Here is an 18413-nt window from a genome sequence, read left to right as displayed (position 1 = left end):
TACCCCTGCAGATGATCCAATACTTCAAAAACATCGATTCCAAGACAGTGGCTATCCAGGCGCCTGAAAACGACGCCTGGGTAAACATCACCCCTCCGCTGAAACAGGCTGAATTTGAACAGCTCTCTGAAGCACTGGACATACCGCTGGACTTCCTGACCGACTCCCTCGATATCGACGAAAAGTCACGCTACGAGCTGGAAGACAACGTAAAACTCATCGTTATCAAAACACCGACGGAGAACAACTCCATCAATGAAAGCGATGCCTATTACATCACCATCCCGATCGTGATCATCCTTACGCATAATCAGATCCTGACGGTCAATTCTTTTGATAACGCGGCCATCAAAAGGTTCCTGGACACTTTCCATAACCGCTCTCCTGAAAAAAGGAACATGATGGTGCTGAAGATCTTCGAGAAAGTCGTGGTCAATTTCCTCGATTACCTCAAAGAAATCAACCAGCGCAGAAATATGCTGGAAGCTAAACTCTATGATTCCAACCGGAATGAAGAGCTGCTGGCCATCATGCGTATCCAGAAAAGCCTTGTTTATTTCGTTACTGCCCTCCGCAGCAATGAACTGCTGCTGATGAAACTGGAAAGGACCAACTTCCTGGGCCTCAATGAAGATGAAAAGGAATTCCTCCATGACCTGATCGTAGACACTTCCCAGGCGCTGGAAATGGCCAATATCTACACCAATATCCTCAGCAGCACGATGGACGCCTTCGCCAGCATCATCTCCAATAACCTGAACGTGGTGATGAAAAGGCTGACCTCCATCACGATCATCCTTACATTTCCCATGCTGGTGGCCAGTATCTACGGTATGAACGTAGAACTTCCCTATCAGCACAGTATACATGCTTTTTATATACCCATCATCCTTTCTATCGTGATTTCCGTGATCATCAGCATGTATTTCATGAAGAAAAAGTGGTTTTAATACCGACAAAATATACTGCCACGGCTGTACCCGTTACCGCTTCCTGCGATTCAGGACGCGGTATTTTACTTTATTCTGTTATATTTACACCCTGATTTCATTTATAACCTGATCTCCGCCCATGGCAGCTCTGTTAAAAAATATCGTACGAAAAGCCAAAGCGCTGAGCGGCTACAACACCATGAAAGCCGCCATCGCTGAAAAAAACCTGATAAAATCGCTTAAGAATACGACTGACTGGAAACTGGTCATCGGTGCCAGCGATGTGTTTGAACAGGGATGGATCCCGACAGAAGTAGAGCAGTTCAACCTGCTGGTCCCCGATTCCTGGAACAAATATATTCCCAACGCCTCCGTATCTGTTTTCCTGGCAGAGCACGTGTGGGAACACCTCACCTACGAACAAGGCCTCATCGGCGCACGTACCTGCTACCGCTACCTTAAACCAGGCGGTTACTTACGTATAGCCGTACCCGATGGTTTCCATCCGAATGCGGACTATATCAACATCGTAAAACCCGGCGGTACAGGATGGGGAGCAGACGATCATAAAGTATTGTACACCTACAAACTCATGACCCAACTGTTGACAGATGCCGGCTTTACCGTAAAGCCACTGGAGTACTACGACGAAAACGGCGAGTTCCATTTTAACGAATGGAACAAGTCCGATGGCATGGTACACCGCTCTATCCGTTACGACGAAAGAAATGTTGACGGTAAGCCTGTCTACACTTCCATCATCATCGACGCAGTTAAATAAGCATATGCAAACAGGATTCAACGTACGTGTTTACGGCATTATGATCAATGACCGTAAACAGGTACTGGTAACAGACGAGTATATCCGTGGCGGGTATTATACCAAATTTCCCGGCGGCGGGCTCGAATTCGGAGAAGGAACACTGGAATGTATGGTACGGGAGTGGCGCGAGGAACTGGCACAGGATGTACGCGTGGTAGAACACATCTATACCACCGATTTTTTTCAGATCTCTGCATTCGATAACGAAACACAGATCATCTCCATCTACTACCTGGTGGAACCACTATCTCCCTTCACCGCGCAAACGCTTGACAAACCGTTTGATTTCAACGTGCCGGAAGGCGTGTCTGAAGTAGAATATGCCCGCTGGATCAACTGGGAGGATTTTTCGGCCGGAGCCGTTACCCTCCCAATCGATAAAGTGGTAGCTGATATGGTGAAAGCACGCTATTAGTCGTGCGGCACCACATCCATTACCGGCATTTCTTCCTTGCCCATGGCGGCCGCCTTCATGCGGGCCGCCGTATCGTGGCCCAGGTAACGCACAATACGATGCTCCAGTAGATAAATCAGCGGGGTTAACGCTACCGCCACTACGAATTTATAGCTGTAGTTGACCATACAGATCGCCAGCACACGCTGCCAGCTCCAGTCTTTCCCCACCTTAAAGGCAATAAACAATACAATAAAGCTGTCTACCAGCTGTGATACAATGGTAGATCCCGTGGCACGTAACCATACGTGTTTTTCGCCGGTACGTTTTTTTATCCGGTGAAACACGGTCACATCCACGATCTGGCTTATCAGGAAAGCTGACAGGCTGCCCAGGATGATCCACATCCCCTGCCCGAAAATACCGACAAATGCTTTCTGCATGTCCGGTACCCCTTCGGCGCTGCTGCTACCTATCCACCAGCTGTCTGCCGGCACTCTCATCGCCACAAAAAACATCAGAAACGCATAGGAAATCAGCGCTACGGCCGTATAAGAGATACGACGCACCGCCACCGGCCCGTAAAACTCATTCACGATGTCTGTCATCACAAACTCCAGCGGCCATAATAACACACCGGCTGTCAGCGTATACGACAAACCGCTCTCCCCAAACAACGTGAACGTATGTACGGGCAATCCCAGTAAGCGCTCCAGCGAAAACAATTTACCGCCGATACATTCCGCTATCAGCGCATTGGCTACAAAAAAGCTGGCAAATATGACAAAAAGCCGCGTAGGCTTATCATTTAATAGTTGCTTGACCATTTAATAAGAGACTATAAGTTGAAATATTAAAATACCGGCATTACACAGGAATAACCACGGCGGTAACGGCTTCCACTGTATTTTTTTCACCATCAGCAACACCGCAGTGACCAGGCATACGATCAGATTCAACGGAAAAGCTACTCCCACGCCCAGCACCAGCACATGTTCCACCACTACGTCCAGCCGGTGGTCATATGCGGTGATCCGGAGCAACTGCCCCAAAATAAAGCACAGGTTGCAGATAAATGCAAATTTTAACACAAATCGAATCCAACGCATATTGAAATTTCGGATAAATTACAGTTATTTTTGTTCCTTTAAAACTAAATACAAGATATCCGATGAAGCAAAACTGGCTAAAAGCCATTCTTCCGCATCTGGCAGCAATTGGCATCTTCATATTGCTGGCAACGGTTTACTGCTCTCCTGTATTGGAAGGCAAGATAGTAAACCAGAGCGACATGATGAACGTAAACGGAATGGCCAAAGAGGCTAAGGACTTTTATGAAGCGACCGGTGAGACCCCTTTGTGGACGAACAGCATGTTCTCCGGGATGCCTTCCTATGTGATTTACACAGGCCCCGGCAAAAATGCGCTCACCCGTGTCAATCAAATAGTACCCCTTGGCCTGCCCTCCCCTGTTAACATGCTGTTCCTCGCTATGATCAGCATGTACCTCCTCGCCTGTATCCTGGACTTTAAATACTGGATACGGATAATGGGCGCCATCGCATTTGCCTTCTGCTCCTACAACGTGATCCTGATCGATCTGGGACACATCACCAAGATGTATGACATTGCCCTGATGCCCGCCGTACTGGCCGGTATCATCCTCACCTACCGCGGACGCCTGATTGCCGGTTTTGGACTCACAGCATTGGCCACCAGCCTGCTTATCTACAATAACCACCTCCAGATGATCTATTATACCCTGATCATGGTACTGATGCTGGTAGTGGGCGCATTCGTTCATGCGTATAAAACACAAACAATACCGCAATTCTTCAAAGCTTCCGTATTGCTCGCGATCGCAGGCGTATTAGCCGTATTGCCGGCCGCAGACAACCTGATGCCGGTAAAAGAATATACCGACTATACGATGCGTGGCAGCAAATCTGAACTGACATTAGGTAAAGAAGATTCAAAAGAAAATAAATCCACCGGCCTGGACAGAGACTATGCTTTTGAATGGAGCTACGGCGTCCCGGAATCCTTCACCTTCATGATTCCCGGCTATGTGGGCAACTCCTCTGGTCAGAAACTGGGCACCGGCTCCCACGTGTACGAACAAATGGTAAGCCTCGGCGCGCCAGCTGCACAGGTGGAACAATACATGGAACAGATGAGATTTCCACTGTACTATGGTGCACAGGAAAGAGGTACTTCCGGCCCTGTATATGTAGGCGCTATCATCTGCTTCCTGTTCATCCTCTCCCTGCTGGTAGTGGACAGCTGGCATAAATGGTGGCTCCTGGCAGTTACACTCTTCGGCTTCATCCTCTCATGGGGTAAAAACTTCGGTTTTATCAATGACTTCCTCTTCTATCATCTGCCACTGTACAACAAATTCAGAGCGCCGGCCCAGGCCCTGGTACTGCCCTCCCTCACCTTTGTGATACTGGGCTGCTGGGCATTGCAGGAAGTAGCCAACGGCAAACACAGCAAGGAAGTACTGCTAAAAAAACTCAAACAGGCCCTCTATATCACTGGTGGCATCATTGTCGTGATCGGCATCTTCGGTAGCATGTTCATGAACTTCAGCGGCCACAGCGACGAAACCATGCTGGGCTACTTTGCGCAGATGCTGGGTGGCAAAGAAAACGCCCAACTCATGATCCGCGCACTGGAAAAAGACCGCAGTGCCCTGCTGCTAAAAGACAGCATCCGCTCACTGGTGTTTATCCTGATTGCTGCCGGCGCTATCTGGGCTTACCTGAAAGATAAACTGCAATGGCAGCCTGCTGCATTGATCATTTTAGCAGCTGTAACAATAGATCTCGTACAGGTAGACCGTAACTACCTCGGCAAAGACAGCTTTGTGGATGAATCAGCTCAGATGGCCCAACTTCAACCATCTCCCGCCGATCTGCAAATCAAACAGGACCCAGACCCTTATTACCGCGTCTTCAATCTCACCACCAGCCCGTTTGAGGATGCCATCCCATCTTATTACCACAAAAACATCGGTGGCTATAGCCCCGCTAAACTGTGGATCTATCAGGACCTGATCACCCATCAGATATCTAAAAACAATATGGGCGTGCTCAATATGCTCAATACAAAATACTTCATTGTGCCTGACCAGAAAACCGGTCAACCGGTGGCACAACGCAATCCGGATGCTAACGGCAACGCCTGGTTCGTAAAAGGTATCGTATGGGCGCCTGATGCCAATACAGAAATGAAAACACTGGATTACCTGCACACCAAAGATTCTGCCGTGGTAGACCAACGTTTTGCAAAAGAACTTGGTGCTAACTATCAGCCTGCTCCTATAGACAGCAACGCGGCCATCAAACTCACCAAATATGGCCTCAACAGCCTGGAATATGCGTCCAACAACACACAGGAAGGCCTCGGCGTATTCTCCGAGATCTACTACCCCGCCGGCTGGAACGCTTACATTGATGGTAAGAAGACGGATATCGTAAGAGTGGACTACGCTTTGCGCGGTCTGAAAATACCGGCTGGTCAGCATAAGATTGATCTGAAATTCGAGCCGACGACTTTCTACAAAGCCCAGAAAATTTCATCCATTACGTCCATCATATTGGTGTTGGTCGTAATTGGTTCATTCATATGGGAGATCATCAGTGCACGTAAGAAAGAAGAGAAGACAGCAGCGTAAACTACTGCATAACAGCATACAAAGGGCAGACCAAGACGGTCTGCCCTTTGTATTTACAGGAATAATGATGATGATCACAGAAGGGTACCACAAACTTCTACAAGTATCCCCTATTCCAAATGCTATATTGTAAATAATAACTTGTCACCACCTTCCCGTTCCCCGGACTCATTATAAACCGGTTCACCCTTTTCTTCATTATAATCCACAATTTCCAACAGCACCGACTCATGCTGTATCCTGACTTCATTACCTTTCAGATAGATCTCCCCTTTCCCGTTCATTTGAAATTCTCCTGCGTCTGGTATGCGTAAGGTTTGAATGATGTATTCCTGCATTGACCAAATCGTATCTTCAATTTCCCCGGGTTCCGGATTGAAATCGGTCAATATTTAAACCATTGATTTAAGGTAGGCACCACTCCCAAAAGATCTTCTTTACAGTGCTCGGCCGCTATATCTCTCACGAGGATCGTTTGATTGGAGGAGTTGACCAGGGTTTCACCAAACTTTTTTGTGCAGAGATCGATACCATAGGTATGATGCAACAATATACGATGGCGGAGGTTGAAGTAAAACAGTTTACTGCTGTCGAGAAATTTGTGAATATGCAGGTAATCGGCTGCTTCGCCGTCGAATTTCTTTTTGGACAACAGGCTATGCTTCCAGTAATTCATTGAGCAATGGACTTTTGTTGGGAGCATTAAGATACAACAGTTTCTCAGTCGTATCACTATATGGGGAAATATACCTGGGCTGCCTCAAAGTAAAAAAGGCTTTTAGGCCTGCCCCGGAATATCAATTAATATTTTTTAGAGAAAATATACCGCAACCCGATAAACAGGTGATGCGTGAAATTAGGTATATGACCGTAGTATCGACTCAATATCTTGTAACGTTCCTTCCACGCCAGCTGTTGATGTTGTTTGGAAGTACCACCCACCCTGAACTTCGACACGGTGAGGTGCGTATTACAAATATTACGCGAAGCTTTTAAAGTTCTGATCATCCAGTCAATGTCTGCACATACTTTATATTGCAGGTCATAGAGAGGGCTCAACTTCCGGCGAATAACATAGGCCTGATGAGACACTACCATGCCATGTTTCAGGCTTTTCCAGTTGAGCTGCGCCGGCACCTGGTGCGGTGTCTGTTCCGACCGCAGGCCCAGTTCATTTCCCTGCTCATCGATAAACATCGCTTCTCCGTAATACACATCAGCATCCGGACAGGTATGTAGCATCTTCTCAATGACCGTATCATTCATCAGTGTATCGTCTGCATTGAGGAACAGCAGGTATTCGCCGGTAGCCAGCTGCATCCCCTTGTTCATCGCATCATACAGACCGTTATCTTTTTCTGATACTACCCGGGCTATCCGGGAGCGATACGGCGCTATCACCTCCAGCGTATTATCTTTCGAGGCACCATCCACGATAATATACTCGATATGCGGGTAAGTCTGCGACAGCACACTTTTGATGGTGCTTTCAATGAACCTGCCCGCATTATAACATACGGTAATGATGCTGACAACCGGTGATGATCGTTTATCCGTCACAGTTACTGTCTTTAAAATTTATTGATCACTTCCACTACCTTCTCGATGTCTGCTGTTGTATGACAATAGGAACATGGCAGGCTCAGTGTGGTACGGTGTATCTCTTCAGAGATGGGGTACGAATCACCGTCGATAATACCTTTCATGGCCTTCTGCTGATGCGGTGGTAACGGGTAGTGGATATCCGATTTCACGCCATTGTCCAGCAGAAACTGTTTCAGTGCATCCCGGCGTTCGTGGCGGATATTGTAGATATGATACACATCAAAATAGTCGGGGTGTACCACAGGTTTGATAAAATCGCTTTTCAGTCCCTGATGATAAACATCGGCCAGTTTCCGTTTATGTTCCGTGATCTGTGCCAGGTATTTGAACTTCACGCTCAGGAATGCAGCCTGTACTTCATCCAGACGGGAATTGTAGCCTACCACTTCATTGTAGTATTTTACATCGGAGCCATAGTTGCGCAGCCGGCGGATGGCTGTGGCCAGTTCATCGTCGTTGCAAACAACGGCACCAGCGTCACCGAGGGCACCGAGATTTTTAGTCGGATAAAAGCTGAATGCGCCAAATTCACCGAAAGTACCAGTCAGCTGCCCTTTGAAAGTGGCGGCATGTGACTGCGCACAGTCTTCTATCAGCACGAGGTTATGTTTTTCCCTGATGGCCATGATCTTGTCCATCTCACAGCTCTTACCATACAGGTGTACCACCATAATGGCACGGGTACGGGGCGTGATCGCTGCCGGAATTTTTTCCGGATCGATATTGTAAGTATTGATATCCGGCTCCACCAGCACGGGTTTCAGGCCGCACTGCGCAATAGACAGAATAGTAGCGATATATGTATTGGAAGGCACAATCACTTCATCACCCGGCGCGAAGTTAAACGCACGCAGGCTCAGGATCAGCGCATCGAGACCGTTGGCCAGTCCGAGGCAGTGTTTTACCCCGTGATATTGTGCATAGGCTGTTTCAAATTCCTTTACTTTATTGCCCAGTATGTACCAGCCGCTTTCCAGTGTATCGTTGAAAGCAGTTTTGAATTCGTCAAAGAAAGGCTTGTTCAGTAAGCCCAGGTTCTCATAATCGATCATAACCTATCAGTTGTCATAAGGTTCATAAATATAATCCGCCGGGTCGAATGGAGTGGATGCCATCACCAGCAATACCGCGTCGGGTGTAAAATGGTGCATGGTATGCCAGTCTTCCGGTTCCAGTATCAGGCATTTATTGGGATGGTCCAGCACGAAATCGGTCTGCTCTCCCTTGCCATTGTTGTTGGATACAATACAGCTGCCATGCACGCAGATGGCGGCCTGTATGGTATGGTGATGGCGGTGGCCTCCTCTTATGGAATCATCCACGCCATAGATATAAAAGATCCTTTTGATAGAGAAAGGAATCTGTTTTTCTATGACGGTAAGGTTCCCCCGTTTATCACTATGTGTCGTCAGATTGATGATATGTGCCATACGCTGTATTTAAATCCCGGATTCTTTCAGGGGATATATATGATAAACATTTCTCAGTTTGCGCCAGATGGTGACCAACGTGGCTTTCAGTCCTGATGGCCGGGGCCTGGCGCCATGCGGGTCAAAAGACGGGTCTACCGCCTGTATCCGCCGCTTGCATGCTTCCAGTTCCAGGATATATGGCTCATAGAACAACTTTTTCACGGCTGGCGTGATGATACGCCTTCCCAGCTCTATGGTATTATCAGTAAAATACTTCAGGTAGTGGAAATGGTAAAATATCGGATCAAATTCCTTACCGGTACTGATTTCACGGCAACGCAGCCGGTCCCCGTTTTTAAATACGTCGTACTGCTGGATATTCCACAGGGCAAGACCTCCACCCAGATTTTCCATTACCCATACGTTCAGGAAGCGGGAAGTCCAGTCATCCAGATACTTCTGGTCACCAAACTTACCATCCTCGTGCCGGTCGTAACACCAGTCGAGGCAGGCGTTACGCCACCACTGCAAGGCTTCCATGCCCCAGCGGTTGTTGCGGAAAGTGATATACTGTACGCAATACTTGCCGCTTAATTTACTCTTATCATACCGGGGAGTATACCGATGTTCGGTGATCATGACAGCGTGGTTGCCCATCTCCTCCATCAATACATGAGGATCGTTGTAGAAAAGCAGGTCCGCGTCGATATAGGTACAATGCGGCAACTGAAACTGTTGAATACAATACAGAATCGTGGAAGAGCTACAGGTCCAGCAGTATTCTGCCCTGTTACGGGTAGGTTTCACTTTCAGCAGCTCCGGATCTTCAAATGCTGCCAGCGAGATCACTGTCAGATGTGGCAATGCCATTTTCCGCAATACAGACAGACATTTGTCGTCAAAAGCAAAAACGTACAGATGGAAATCGGAACATACCGCTGCCAGCGAAGTGTACATGGCCAGGCCACGGGACAAATAATTACTGTCAAACAGCGTACAATAATATAATGTAGTATCTCTTTCGTTCATAATCAGGTTTTATTCCTTCACTATCTCCAGGATGACGGTCTTACGGAACCATCCGGGAAACAGGCCGCCAAGCACATCTATCGGCTTAAAGCCGGCCGACACATATAACTTGCGTTTGGTGTGCAGTCCGCCTACGGCCTGCAACAGCTCATTAAAATCGCGGACAGACAGCTGATGAATATGGCCGGTATTGTACCACCGGTAACCAAACAACATCCGGGTGGGCATTCTGCCATTCACGAGCATGTCCAGGCGGTTCATAAAGTAGGCAAAGTTAGGAAATGAGATGATCTGACGGCGGGAAACCCTTTTCATTTCGGCTAACAATTTCTCCGGATACAGCACCATCTGGATGGTCACATTACACACGGCCACGTCAAACTCGTTGTCTCCATAAGGCAACGTTTCATCAATACGCCCCGTAATGACGTCCAGCCCTTTTTGCCGGCATATTTCCACACCGGATTCGGAGAGCTCCATGCCTTTGCAGCTACATTGTCCTTCCTGTTGCATGGCCTCGATCAGCAAACCGTTGCCACAGCCCAGGTCCAGTACTTTCTCCCCTTTGTTAAGTAAACTGATGATTTTACTGTATTCAGGCCTTCTGTTGACTGGAATCTCCGAATAGTCATAATTCCGGTTGTCATTGCGCATGGATATGGTATTTTGATTGTTGGCTCCCGGCAACCAGCACCGCATCAGCACACTCACATTAACATCACCCGGCTCCTATCTTTTTTTGATAAATCGTTTAATCTTTTGCACCAGGCCCAGTTTGGTGGACCTAAAATAGTCCTCAAAGGCAGTCGTGCCCAGCACGCTGGCCTCCAGCGGCAATTTTTGCAGCTGTATCGGCGTGGGTGACAGGGTTACTTCATACTTCACCGTATCCGCTTCATCCATGTGTGTGGCCGATTCATCCCCACCGATATTCTGTACCAGAGAACGGGAAGGATACAAAGTCAGCATATTCTTCAAAAATGCGGAAGCATTCCAGCGGATAGCCCAGGAGTCGTTCTGGCCGCTGATCTGCTTGCGCAGCATCTTCATATAATTGTAGGTATTATTAAAATCAAACGCCCTGCTCTCTCCTTTCAACCGGATGGCATCATACAGCTTCTGCCCGTCAGGCTCAAACTGTTTCCATGCCCGGGCCCAGGTGGCCCAACCCCAGCAGTCGGCCCCGCGGATAAAAAACGTTTCCGGCATTTTCTCCAGCAACGGATAAAGATAACCGTGGATAGAGGCTACCTGAGCGTCGTCTTCATACAGGTCCAGGCCCTCATTCATATACCGGAGGAAATAAGGCGATAACACCAGGTCGTCTTCCACAATGATCGCTTTACCATGTTTTTCAATGACTTCCGTTACGCCGGTGATCACCGATTTGGCCAGTCCGTAATTCTGTACCCGCTCAGCAATATGTACCGTTCCGCACCATTTACGGCTACGGATCACTTCCCGGGTGGCCGCAATCTGCTGCAACGCCTCTGCAGTAGCACCTTCTTTTGGTCCGTCCGCAAAAACATACAACTCACTCTCCGCCGCTTCCGGATTGAGCGCCAGGCTTTCCAGTGCTTTCCTGGTTATCTCCGGCCGCTTATATGCAAAAAAAATAATCGGTGCTAATGTTGCCATAACTGTTATTTATATGATCCGGCTCCCAATCCTTTACCTATCGGGTAGATACCCTCCACCACTACGCCGGGTAAATGGCTCCAGCGCTCCAATATACTTAATTCCCCGTCACGAAGAGAGTCGTCCAGGAACCAGACAGCGCCTGGTTTGGCCATTGATTGCAGCGAAGGCACGGTACTGTACCGGCTATCATCCCCGCCAGCAGGGCCGTCCACCACTAACCAGTCAAATGGCTCCATAAAAGGTAAAGATGCCAAACCGCCAAACTGCGCGAAGTCATATCCCTGATCAGGTCCTACGACAGGCAAATGGTAGATATGTATCCCTTTTTCCAGGCCCAGGCCCTTTAACTTACCTTCTAACCGGGCTTTTTCTTTACTGTCCTGTTCCAACGACAATAAAATGCCGTCAGGGCGATGCAGGGAAAAATATTTGGCAAACATGATCGTGCTGACCCCACAGCCACACTCCACAATCACTTTGGGACGTTCTTTTACCAGCCGGTTCCAGAGCAACACCATAGAAGCGGCATCCATTGTCCAGTGTCCCAGCGTATCATTATCATACAGTCCTTTCAGCTCCGGCACTGGTATTGACTTACCCGGTGTCTTCATCCATCTGTAGGAAGGGCATAATATATTCTCCTTGCCGGAAAAACGTTGCCAAAATGCCTTCTTCTTCTCCCAAAAAGACAGTGAATATGGTTTTACAGGCATGTTGCGATTGGCAAAATACATGTAGTTACGGATAAGCAAATTCATTAACATACGTAAGTCTGATTTTATGCAATACAACGCCCTCAGCGTTTTCCGGCCTGTAAATGCTTACAACAAAATAAGCTCATAAATTGCAGAATGCAAAAACTATGAAAAAAAATTATTGTTTGTTGTTCTCTAATACACAATTACTGAGAAGAATAACCTCCCTGAAAGATTCTTTCTATATTTGCGCTTCATAAAACAGGAAATGGGGATCATCCGAAAACAGAGCTTTTATTCATCCATATTTATCTACATCGGGTTTGCCTTCGGCGCCGTCAATCTGATCATGCTGATGCCGAAAATCTTCTCCCAGGAAGAAATCGGCCTTACCCGCGTACTGATTGACGTCAGCACATTGCTCGCTACTGTGGCCTCCCTGGGCGCTGTGCCCGTAATCAATAAGTTCTTCCCGTTTTACCACGACTACCTCAAGCCGGAGAAAAACGACCTGCCTAAACTCACCCTGATCGTATCATTGATCGGATTTGCGCTGTTTGTACTGTTCTCTGTCATCTTCAAAGGATTGATCATCCGCAAGTTCAGCGGCAACTCCCCCCTCTTTATCACCTATTTTTCCGCTATTTACCCACTCACTTTTTTTATACTGGCCTACAACATGCTCGAAGGCTTTGCCTGGGGCCTGCATAAAACCATCGCCTCCAATTTCCTGAAGGAAGGCGGCATCCGCATTATATCCACTGCGATGCTGCTGATCTTTGCCTTTGCACATATCAGCTTCGCACAATATATCAGTGTGTTCAGCCTTCCGTATGCTGTTGCTGCCATCGCGCTGCTGGTGATATTATGGCGTACCGGTCAACTGAAATTCAGCCGTGGCGGTATCAGCACCGTCACCCGGCGACTGGGCAAGCGGATGTTTATCTTCAGCAGTTACGTGTTCTCCTCCAATGTGTTCACGCTGCTGCGGAAAACCAATGACATCCTCATTATCTCCAGTATCAGCGGACTGGAACATGCCGGTCTTTTTTCCTACGCCACCTTTGTGATCAGCTTCATGGAGGTGCCACAGCGCAGCATGTACGCCATTACCACCCCCATCCTGGCTACAGCCTGGAAAAACAGGGACATGGCCAAAATACAGGAGCTGTATACCAAAAGCTCCATCACCCTGTCTATCGCCGGCGTCGGCATCTTCGGGGCCATATGGCTCTCTGTTCACAACCTTGTACTGTACCTCGGCCCGGGATGGGACATGATCGTGCATATCATCTTTATCCTCGGCCTGGCCAAAATGATCGACCTGATCACCGGTATCAACAATCAGATCATTCAAACCTCCAACTATTGGCGCTTTGATTTTGTCAGCTCTATTGTGGTGGTGTTTATCTCCTTCTTCTGCAATTTATACCTGCAAAGGCGCATTGGTACTGTCGGCGCGGCTTATGCCGACCTCATCACCGTAGCGGTCTTTAACCTGTTCCGCTATCTCTTTATCTGGATACGGTTTGGCATGCAGCCGTTAAGTCTCAAAACCCTGTATGCGCTGCTGCTGGGCGTGGGAGGCGTATTGCTGGTGCAACAGCTCCCGTTCATGTTTAATATGTATGTAGACACCATCATCCGCTCAGTCCTTTTCATGGGCCTGTTCGGTGTCGCTGTCATCAGCACACGCTTGTCAGAAGATGTCAATAATGCCTGGGAGATCGTAAAAGGAAAGATAGGGCTGCGCTACTAAAGCCTGCCACCACCGGCGAAATACCGTTTCCAGTAAGGTTCATTCAGATCACTGATCATGACGCCATTGCTGGTGGATGCATGTACAAATTTATCGTTATCCAGGTAGATGCCCACGTGGGAGATGCGTTTGTGGTGGATTTTAAAGAACACCAGATCACCTTCCCGCAGGTCGCGCTCTTTCAGGTGTTGTCTTACCTTACTGTACAGTTCTACCGAATTACCGGTGAGCGCATACTGGAACACCGCGTTCACCAATGTATTCACAAAACCGGAACAATCAATACCGTCGCGGGTTTTGCCTCCCATTCGATAAGGCGTGCCTAACCATTCTTCGATAAAGTTATACAGGCTGTAGTTTAATACATTCTCCACCGGCACGTCCAGCAACTGCGCATATTTGAACTGCCAGCTCTGGGCGTTTTCCAGATTAGCGCTTGCATAGGTAATGTTTTTACCGATGCTTACATTTCTATTGGTACTATTGGCAGAATTGTTGTTGGAGCGGCCCGGCGTATTGATATGGTCCAGAAAGGTGATGCGGCGTGATTCAGACACGGTTGGCGTAGTATTGCGTTTAGCAGTGCTTTTTTTGATGGTAGAACAGGAACCTAATGCCATTGCACAAACCGATAATTTCATCCATAAATGTCCCTTAATTCTCATCATAGTGTCTGGTTAAAAAAATTTTGCGCTAAAATATTGATTAATTACAAATTATGAACGCAAATAATCGATTTTTATTGAACCAAAATTCTATCGTACTTTTGACGCCTGACGAAACAGCTTAGCAGATGATCTTTTCCCACTTACACGTACACACGCAATTTTCATTACTGGATGGTGCAGCCGATATCAAATCACTGTACAAAAAAGCCATGGCCTCTAATCAGCCGGCACTGGCCATCACCGATCATGGAAATATGTTTGGTGCCTTCCAGTTTGTGGCAGAAGCGTATAACAATAAACTCAATCCCGGTGATCCCAAGGATAAAAGACTCAAAGTAAAACCCATCGTTGGTTGTGAGTTCTACCTCGTGGAAAACCGCCACAAACGTGCCTTTACACGCGAAGAGAAAGATATTCGTTACCACCAGGTGTTACTGGCAAAAGACGACGAAGGATACCGTAATCTGATCAAACTCTGCTCGCTGGGCTACATGGAAGGCCTCTATGGTAAATATCCGCGTATCGATAAAGAGCTGATATTACAATATCACAAAGGCCTGATTGCGACCACCTGCTGCCTCGGCGCCTCCGTGCCCAAGACCATCCTGCGCAAAGGAGAAGAGGAAGGGGAAAAGGAATTTAAATGGTGGCTCGACATTTTCGGTGATGACTTCTACGTGGAAATGCAGCGCCATGGCATCCCTGAACAAGATCAGGTAAACCATGTGCTGCTGAAATATGCGGCAAAGTACAACGTAAAAATCATCGCCTCCAACGATTCCCACTATGTAGACCAGGCAGATGCCAACGCACACGACATCCTGCTCTGTATCAACACCGGCGAGAAAAAAAGCACGCCTACCAATAAAGAGTTTTCTGACGATGAAGCGGCACCTAAAAATACCCGCTTCGCCTTCTATAACGATCAGTTCTATTTTAAGACAACGGAAGAAATGACCGCGCTGTTCCATGATCTTCCGCAGGCAATAGACAATACCAACGAGATTGTGGACAAAGTGCAGCTGCTGGACCTGAAGCGCGATATCCTGCTGCCCAACTTCCCTATCCCGAAAGAATTCCTCACGCAGGACCAGTACCTGCGGCACCTCACCTACGAAGGCGCCCGCACCCGCTACCGGGAAATGACCGCCGACATTGAAGAACGTATCAACTTTGAGCTGCAGGTAATCGAAAACATGGGATTTGCCGGTTACTTCCTCATCGTATCCGACTTCATCAAAGCCGGTCGTGACCTCGGCGTATTCATCGGCCCGGGCCGTGGTTCCGCCGCCGGTTCTGCCGTGGCTTACTGTATCGGTATCACCAATATCGACCCCATCAAATACAACCTCCTGTTCGAACGTTTCCTCAACCCGGACCGTAAGAGCATGCCCGATATTGATACGGACTTCGATGATGAAGGCCGTCAGAAAGTAATCGACTACGTAGTACAGAAATATGGCCGCAACCAGGTAGCGCAGATCATTACCTACGGTACCATGGCCGCCAAAATGAGTATTAAAGACGTTGCCCGTGTAATGGACCTGCCCTTGCAGGACTCCAACGGACTGGCCAAACTGGTACCGGACAAACCAGGTATCCAGCTCGACCGTATCTTCAACGCCCCGCTGGACGGCGATAAAAGCCTGGCCGACAAAGAAGGCCTCGCCGGTGAAGACATCGAAAACGTAAAACGTCTTCGCGAACTGATCAAAGGAGAAGACCTGCAGGGCGAAGTGCTCCGCGAAGCCTGCGTACTGGAAGGGTCTGTACGTAACACCGGTATCCATGCGGCAGGCATCATCATTGCCCCGCAGGACCTGTACGACCTCATTCCTGTATCCACGGCCAAAGACTCCGACCTCCTCGTTACCCAGTTTGAGGGCAGCATCATCGAATCTGCCGGCGTAATCAAGATGGACTTTTTGGGGCTGAAAACCCTGACCATCATCAAAGGCGCGCTGGAGCTGATCCGTATGAACCACGGCGTGGAAATAGAAATTGACAACATCCCGCTGGACGATGCTAAAACGTATGAACTGTATCAGAAAGGCGAAACCAACGCCACGTTCCAGTTCGAGTCGCCCGGCATGCAGAAATACCTCCGCGAACTGAAACCGGACCGTTTCGATGACCTCATCGCGATGAACGCCCTGTACCGTCCGGGCCCGCTCGAGTACATCCCGTCCTTCATCCGCCGTAAACACGGCCTGGAGCCGGTAACCTTCGACCTGCCGGACATGGAGGAACACCTGGCAGAAACCTATGGTATCTGCGTATACCAGGAACAGGTAATGTTGCTCAGTCAGAAACTGGCCAACTTCTCCCGTGGTGATGCGGACATCCTCCGTAAGGCAATGGGTAAAAAACAAATCGCCGTACTGAACAAGATGAAGGCCCAGTTCATGGAAGGTTGTTCCACCCACGGCTACGACCTGAAAGTCTGCGAGAAAGTATGGACCGACTGGGAAGCCTTCGCATCCTATGCGTTCAACAAATCGCACGCTACCTGCTACGCTTTCGTGGCATACCAGACTGCCTACCTCAAAGCCCACTACCCTTCTGAATACATGGCGTCTGTACTGAACTGCGCCAGCAACATTGAGAAGATCACCTTCTTCATGGAAGAATGCAAACGCATGGGCATCGACGTATTGCCGCCGGATGTGAACGAATCCCTGAAAGGTTTCGCAGTGAACAAAAAAGGACAGATCCGTTTCGGCCTCGGTGGCCTGAAAGGCGTGGGTGAAGCAGCGGTAGAAAACCTCCTCGAGGAAAGGAAAAAAGATGGGGTCTTCAAAACCGTATTCGACTTTATCAAACGCGTGAACCAACGCGCCGTCAATAAAAAATCACTTGAAGCCCTGATTATGTCCGGCGCTTTCGACTGCTTCCCTGAATTCCATCGGGCGCAGTATTTCCATAAGCCGGAAACAGAACCCCTGACCGGTCTTGATAAAATCGTGAAATTCGGACAACAGGTTTCAGCAGGCTCTTCCAACATTGGCAGCCTCTTCGGCGCCGAAGACATGCCGGATGTGGAACCGCCTAAAATCCCGAACTGCGACCCCTGGCCGCTGATCATGAAACTCAATAATGAACGGGACATCACCGGTATCTACATCTCCGGCCATCCGCTGGATGACTACCGTTTTGAACTGAAGCATTATAGCATGAACTCGGTGCAGGAACTGGTGGAGTACCAGGCAGAAATTAGCACGCCCGGCAGCTCCGGCGGCCGTTCCCGCGAACGCAATTTCCGGCTGGCAGTGTACGTCACCAACGCACAGGAAAGGATTTCCCGCAACAACCGGCAGTTTGGCATTATGACCATCGAAGACTATAGCGGCAAATTTGAATTTGCCCTGTGGAGTGAAGACTTCATCCGGTTTGCTCCTTATCTCAAACCCGGCCTCTGCCTGTTTATCAACGGCGGGTTTAAATCCAAGCGCTTTAATGACAACGAATATGAGTTTAAGGTAAACAGCATCCAACTGCTGCAGGAAGTGAAGAAAACACATACCAAACAGGTATTCCTCGCCACTTCCCCTAAACGGCTGAACCGTGAAACGGTGGACTTCCTCGTGGAAAACATCAACCGTTATCCCGGCAACAGTCCACTGCATATGCAGCTCGTGGATATAGACGATAATCTGCAGGTAAAACTGCATACTTTCAACAGAAACATCGAGATGAATGACGAGTTGGCGCATTTCCTGCGAAAACAACCGGATCTTGATGTCTACATAGAGATTATCAATAAGTAAGATGTCAAA

Annotated in this window: 18 protein-coding genes; 6 read left to right on the top strand and 12 right to left on the bottom strand. The window is 48.3% G+C overall.

Annotated features, from left to right (window positions below):
• Positions 1-11 precede the first annotated feature (11 nt).
• From ICL55_RS00805 to ICL55_RS00795, 3 genes are all read left to right on the top strand, one after another.
• The gene (locus ICL55_RS00805) at positions 12-950 is read left to right on the top strand and encodes a magnesium transporter CorA family protein (RefSeq protein ID WP_188094146.1); all 939 of its coding nucleotides are present in this window, start codon (positions 12-14) and stop codon (positions 948-950) included.
• 121 nt (positions 951-1071) lie between these two features.
• The gene (locus tag ICL55_RS00800; RefSeq protein WP_223151245.1) at positions 1072-1713 is read left to right on the top strand and encodes a class I SAM-dependent methyltransferase; all 642 of its coding nucleotides are present in this window, start codon (positions 1072-1074) and stop codon (positions 1711-1713) included.
• 4 nt (positions 1714-1717) lie between these two features.
• A complete protein-coding gene (locus ICL55_RS00795) occupies positions 1718-2170 on the top strand; it encodes an NUDIX domain-containing protein (protein WP_188094145.1) in 453 nt (150 codons plus the stop codon).
• Here ICL55_RS00795 and ICL55_RS00790 read toward each other — a convergent pair.
• Both ICL55_RS00790 and ICL55_RS00785 read right to left on the bottom strand, forming a co-directional pair.
• Positions 2167-2976 (bottom strand): queuosine precursor transporter, encoded by an 810-nt coding sequence (locus ICL55_RS00790; protein WP_188094144.1) that lies wholly within the window; start codon positions 2974-2976, stop codon positions 2167-2169. The two genes, ICL55_RS00795 and ICL55_RS00790, sit on opposite strands and share 4 nt — an antisense overlap.
• Positions 2977-3258 carry a hypothetical protein gene (locus ICL55_RS00785; protein WP_188094143.1) on the bottom strand — a complete coding sequence of 94 codons (282 nt, stop codon included), beginning with the start codon at positions 3256-3258 and terminating at the stop codon, positions 2977-2979.
• A gap of 62 nt (positions 3259-3320) precedes the next feature.
• On the opposite strand from ICL55_RS00785, the gene ICL55_RS00780 reads away from it, so the two are divergent.
• Complete coding sequence (locus ICL55_RS00780) at positions 3321-5828, top strand: YfhO family protein (protein ID WP_188094142.1); 2508 nt, start codon at positions 3321-3323, stop codon at positions 5826-5828.
• Positions 5829-5950: 122 nt separating this feature from the next.
• On the opposite strand, the gene ICL55_RS00775 is transcribed toward ICL55_RS00780, so the two are convergent.
• From ICL55_RS00775 to ICL55_RS00735, 9 genes are all read right to left on the bottom strand, one after another.
• On the bottom strand, positions 5951-6217 hold the full coding sequence (locus ICL55_RS00775; RefSeq protein ID WP_188094141.1) for a hypothetical protein: 267 nt from the start codon (positions 6215-6217) through the stop codon (positions 5951-5953).
• Positions 6214-6504 carry a DUF6915 family protein gene (locus ICL55_RS00770; protein WP_188094140.1) on the bottom strand — a complete coding sequence of 97 codons (291 nt, stop codon included), beginning with the start codon at positions 6502-6504 and terminating at the stop codon, positions 6214-6216. Before ICL55_RS00770 ends, ICL55_RS00775 begins: the two co-directional genes overlap by 4 nt.
• 125 nt (positions 6505-6629) lie before the next feature.
• Positions 6630-7388, bottom strand: a complete 759-nt coding sequence (locus tag ICL55_RS00765) for a glycosyltransferase (protein WP_188094139.1) — start codon at positions 7386-7388, stop codon at positions 6630-6632.
• A gap of 11 nt (positions 7389-7399) precedes the next feature.
• On the bottom strand, positions 7400-8485 hold the full coding sequence (locus tag ICL55_RS00760; RefSeq protein WP_188094138.1) for a DegT/DnrJ/EryC1/StrS family aminotransferase: 1086 nt from the start codon (positions 8483-8485) through the stop codon (positions 7400-7402).
• A 6-nt stretch (positions 8486-8491) separates the two neighbouring features.
• The gene (locus tag ICL55_RS00755) at positions 8492-8863 is read right to left on the bottom strand and encodes a sugar 3,4-ketoisomerase (protein WP_188094137.1); all 372 of its coding nucleotides are present in this window, start codon (positions 8861-8863) and stop codon (positions 8492-8494) included.
• A gap of 9 nt (positions 8864-8872) precedes the next feature.
• Positions 8873-9874, bottom strand: a complete 1002-nt coding sequence (locus ICL55_RS00750; protein ID WP_188094136.1) for a glycosyl transferase — start codon at positions 9872-9874, stop codon at positions 8873-8875.
• Positions 9875-9883: 9 nt separating this feature from the next.
• Complete coding sequence (locus ICL55_RS00745; protein WP_188094135.1) at positions 9884-10528, bottom strand: methionine biosynthesis protein MetW; 645 nt, start codon at positions 10526-10528, stop codon at positions 9884-9886.
• Between the two features lie 75 nt (positions 10529-10603).
• The gene (locus ICL55_RS00740; RefSeq protein WP_188094134.1) at positions 10604-11512 is read right to left on the bottom strand and encodes a glycosyltransferase family protein; all 909 of its coding nucleotides are present in this window, start codon (positions 11510-11512) and stop codon (positions 10604-10606) included.
• A 5-nt stretch (positions 11513-11517) separates the two neighbouring features.
• Positions 11518-12279 (bottom strand): class I SAM-dependent methyltransferase, encoded by a 762-nt coding sequence (locus ICL55_RS00735; protein ID WP_188094133.1) that lies wholly within the window; start codon positions 12277-12279, stop codon positions 11518-11520.
• Between the two features lie 199 nt (positions 12280-12478).
• Between ICL55_RS00735 and ICL55_RS00730 the strand changes: the two genes are divergently transcribed.
• Positions 12479-13969, top strand: a complete 1491-nt coding sequence (locus tag ICL55_RS00730; RefSeq protein ID WP_188094132.1) for a lipopolysaccharide biosynthesis protein — start codon at positions 12479-12481, stop codon at positions 13967-13969.
• Here ICL55_RS00730 and ICL55_RS00725 read toward each other — a convergent pair.
• Positions 13966-14637: a C40 family peptidase gene (locus ICL55_RS00725; protein WP_188094131.1), complete on the bottom strand. Its 672-nt coding sequence runs from the start codon at positions 14635-14637 to the stop codon at positions 13966-13968. The two genes, ICL55_RS00730 and ICL55_RS00725, sit on opposite strands and share 4 nt — an antisense overlap.
• A gap of 125 nt (positions 14638-14762) precedes the next feature.
• Between ICL55_RS00725 and dnaE the strand changes: the two genes are divergently transcribed.
• Positions 14763-18404, top strand: a complete 3642-nt coding sequence (gene dnaE, locus ICL55_RS00720; protein WP_188094130.1) for a DNA polymerase III subunit alpha — start codon at positions 14763-14765, stop codon at positions 18402-18404.
• Positions 18405-18413 lie beyond the last annotated feature (9 nt).

Source organism: Chitinophaga varians, assembly GCF_014529945.1.
In the GTDB taxonomy this organism is placed as follows: Bacteria; Bacteroidota; Bacteroidia; order Chitinophagales; family Chitinophagaceae; genus Chitinophaga; species Chitinophaga varians.
This window is presented reverse-complemented; position numbering and strand designations above follow the sequence as displayed.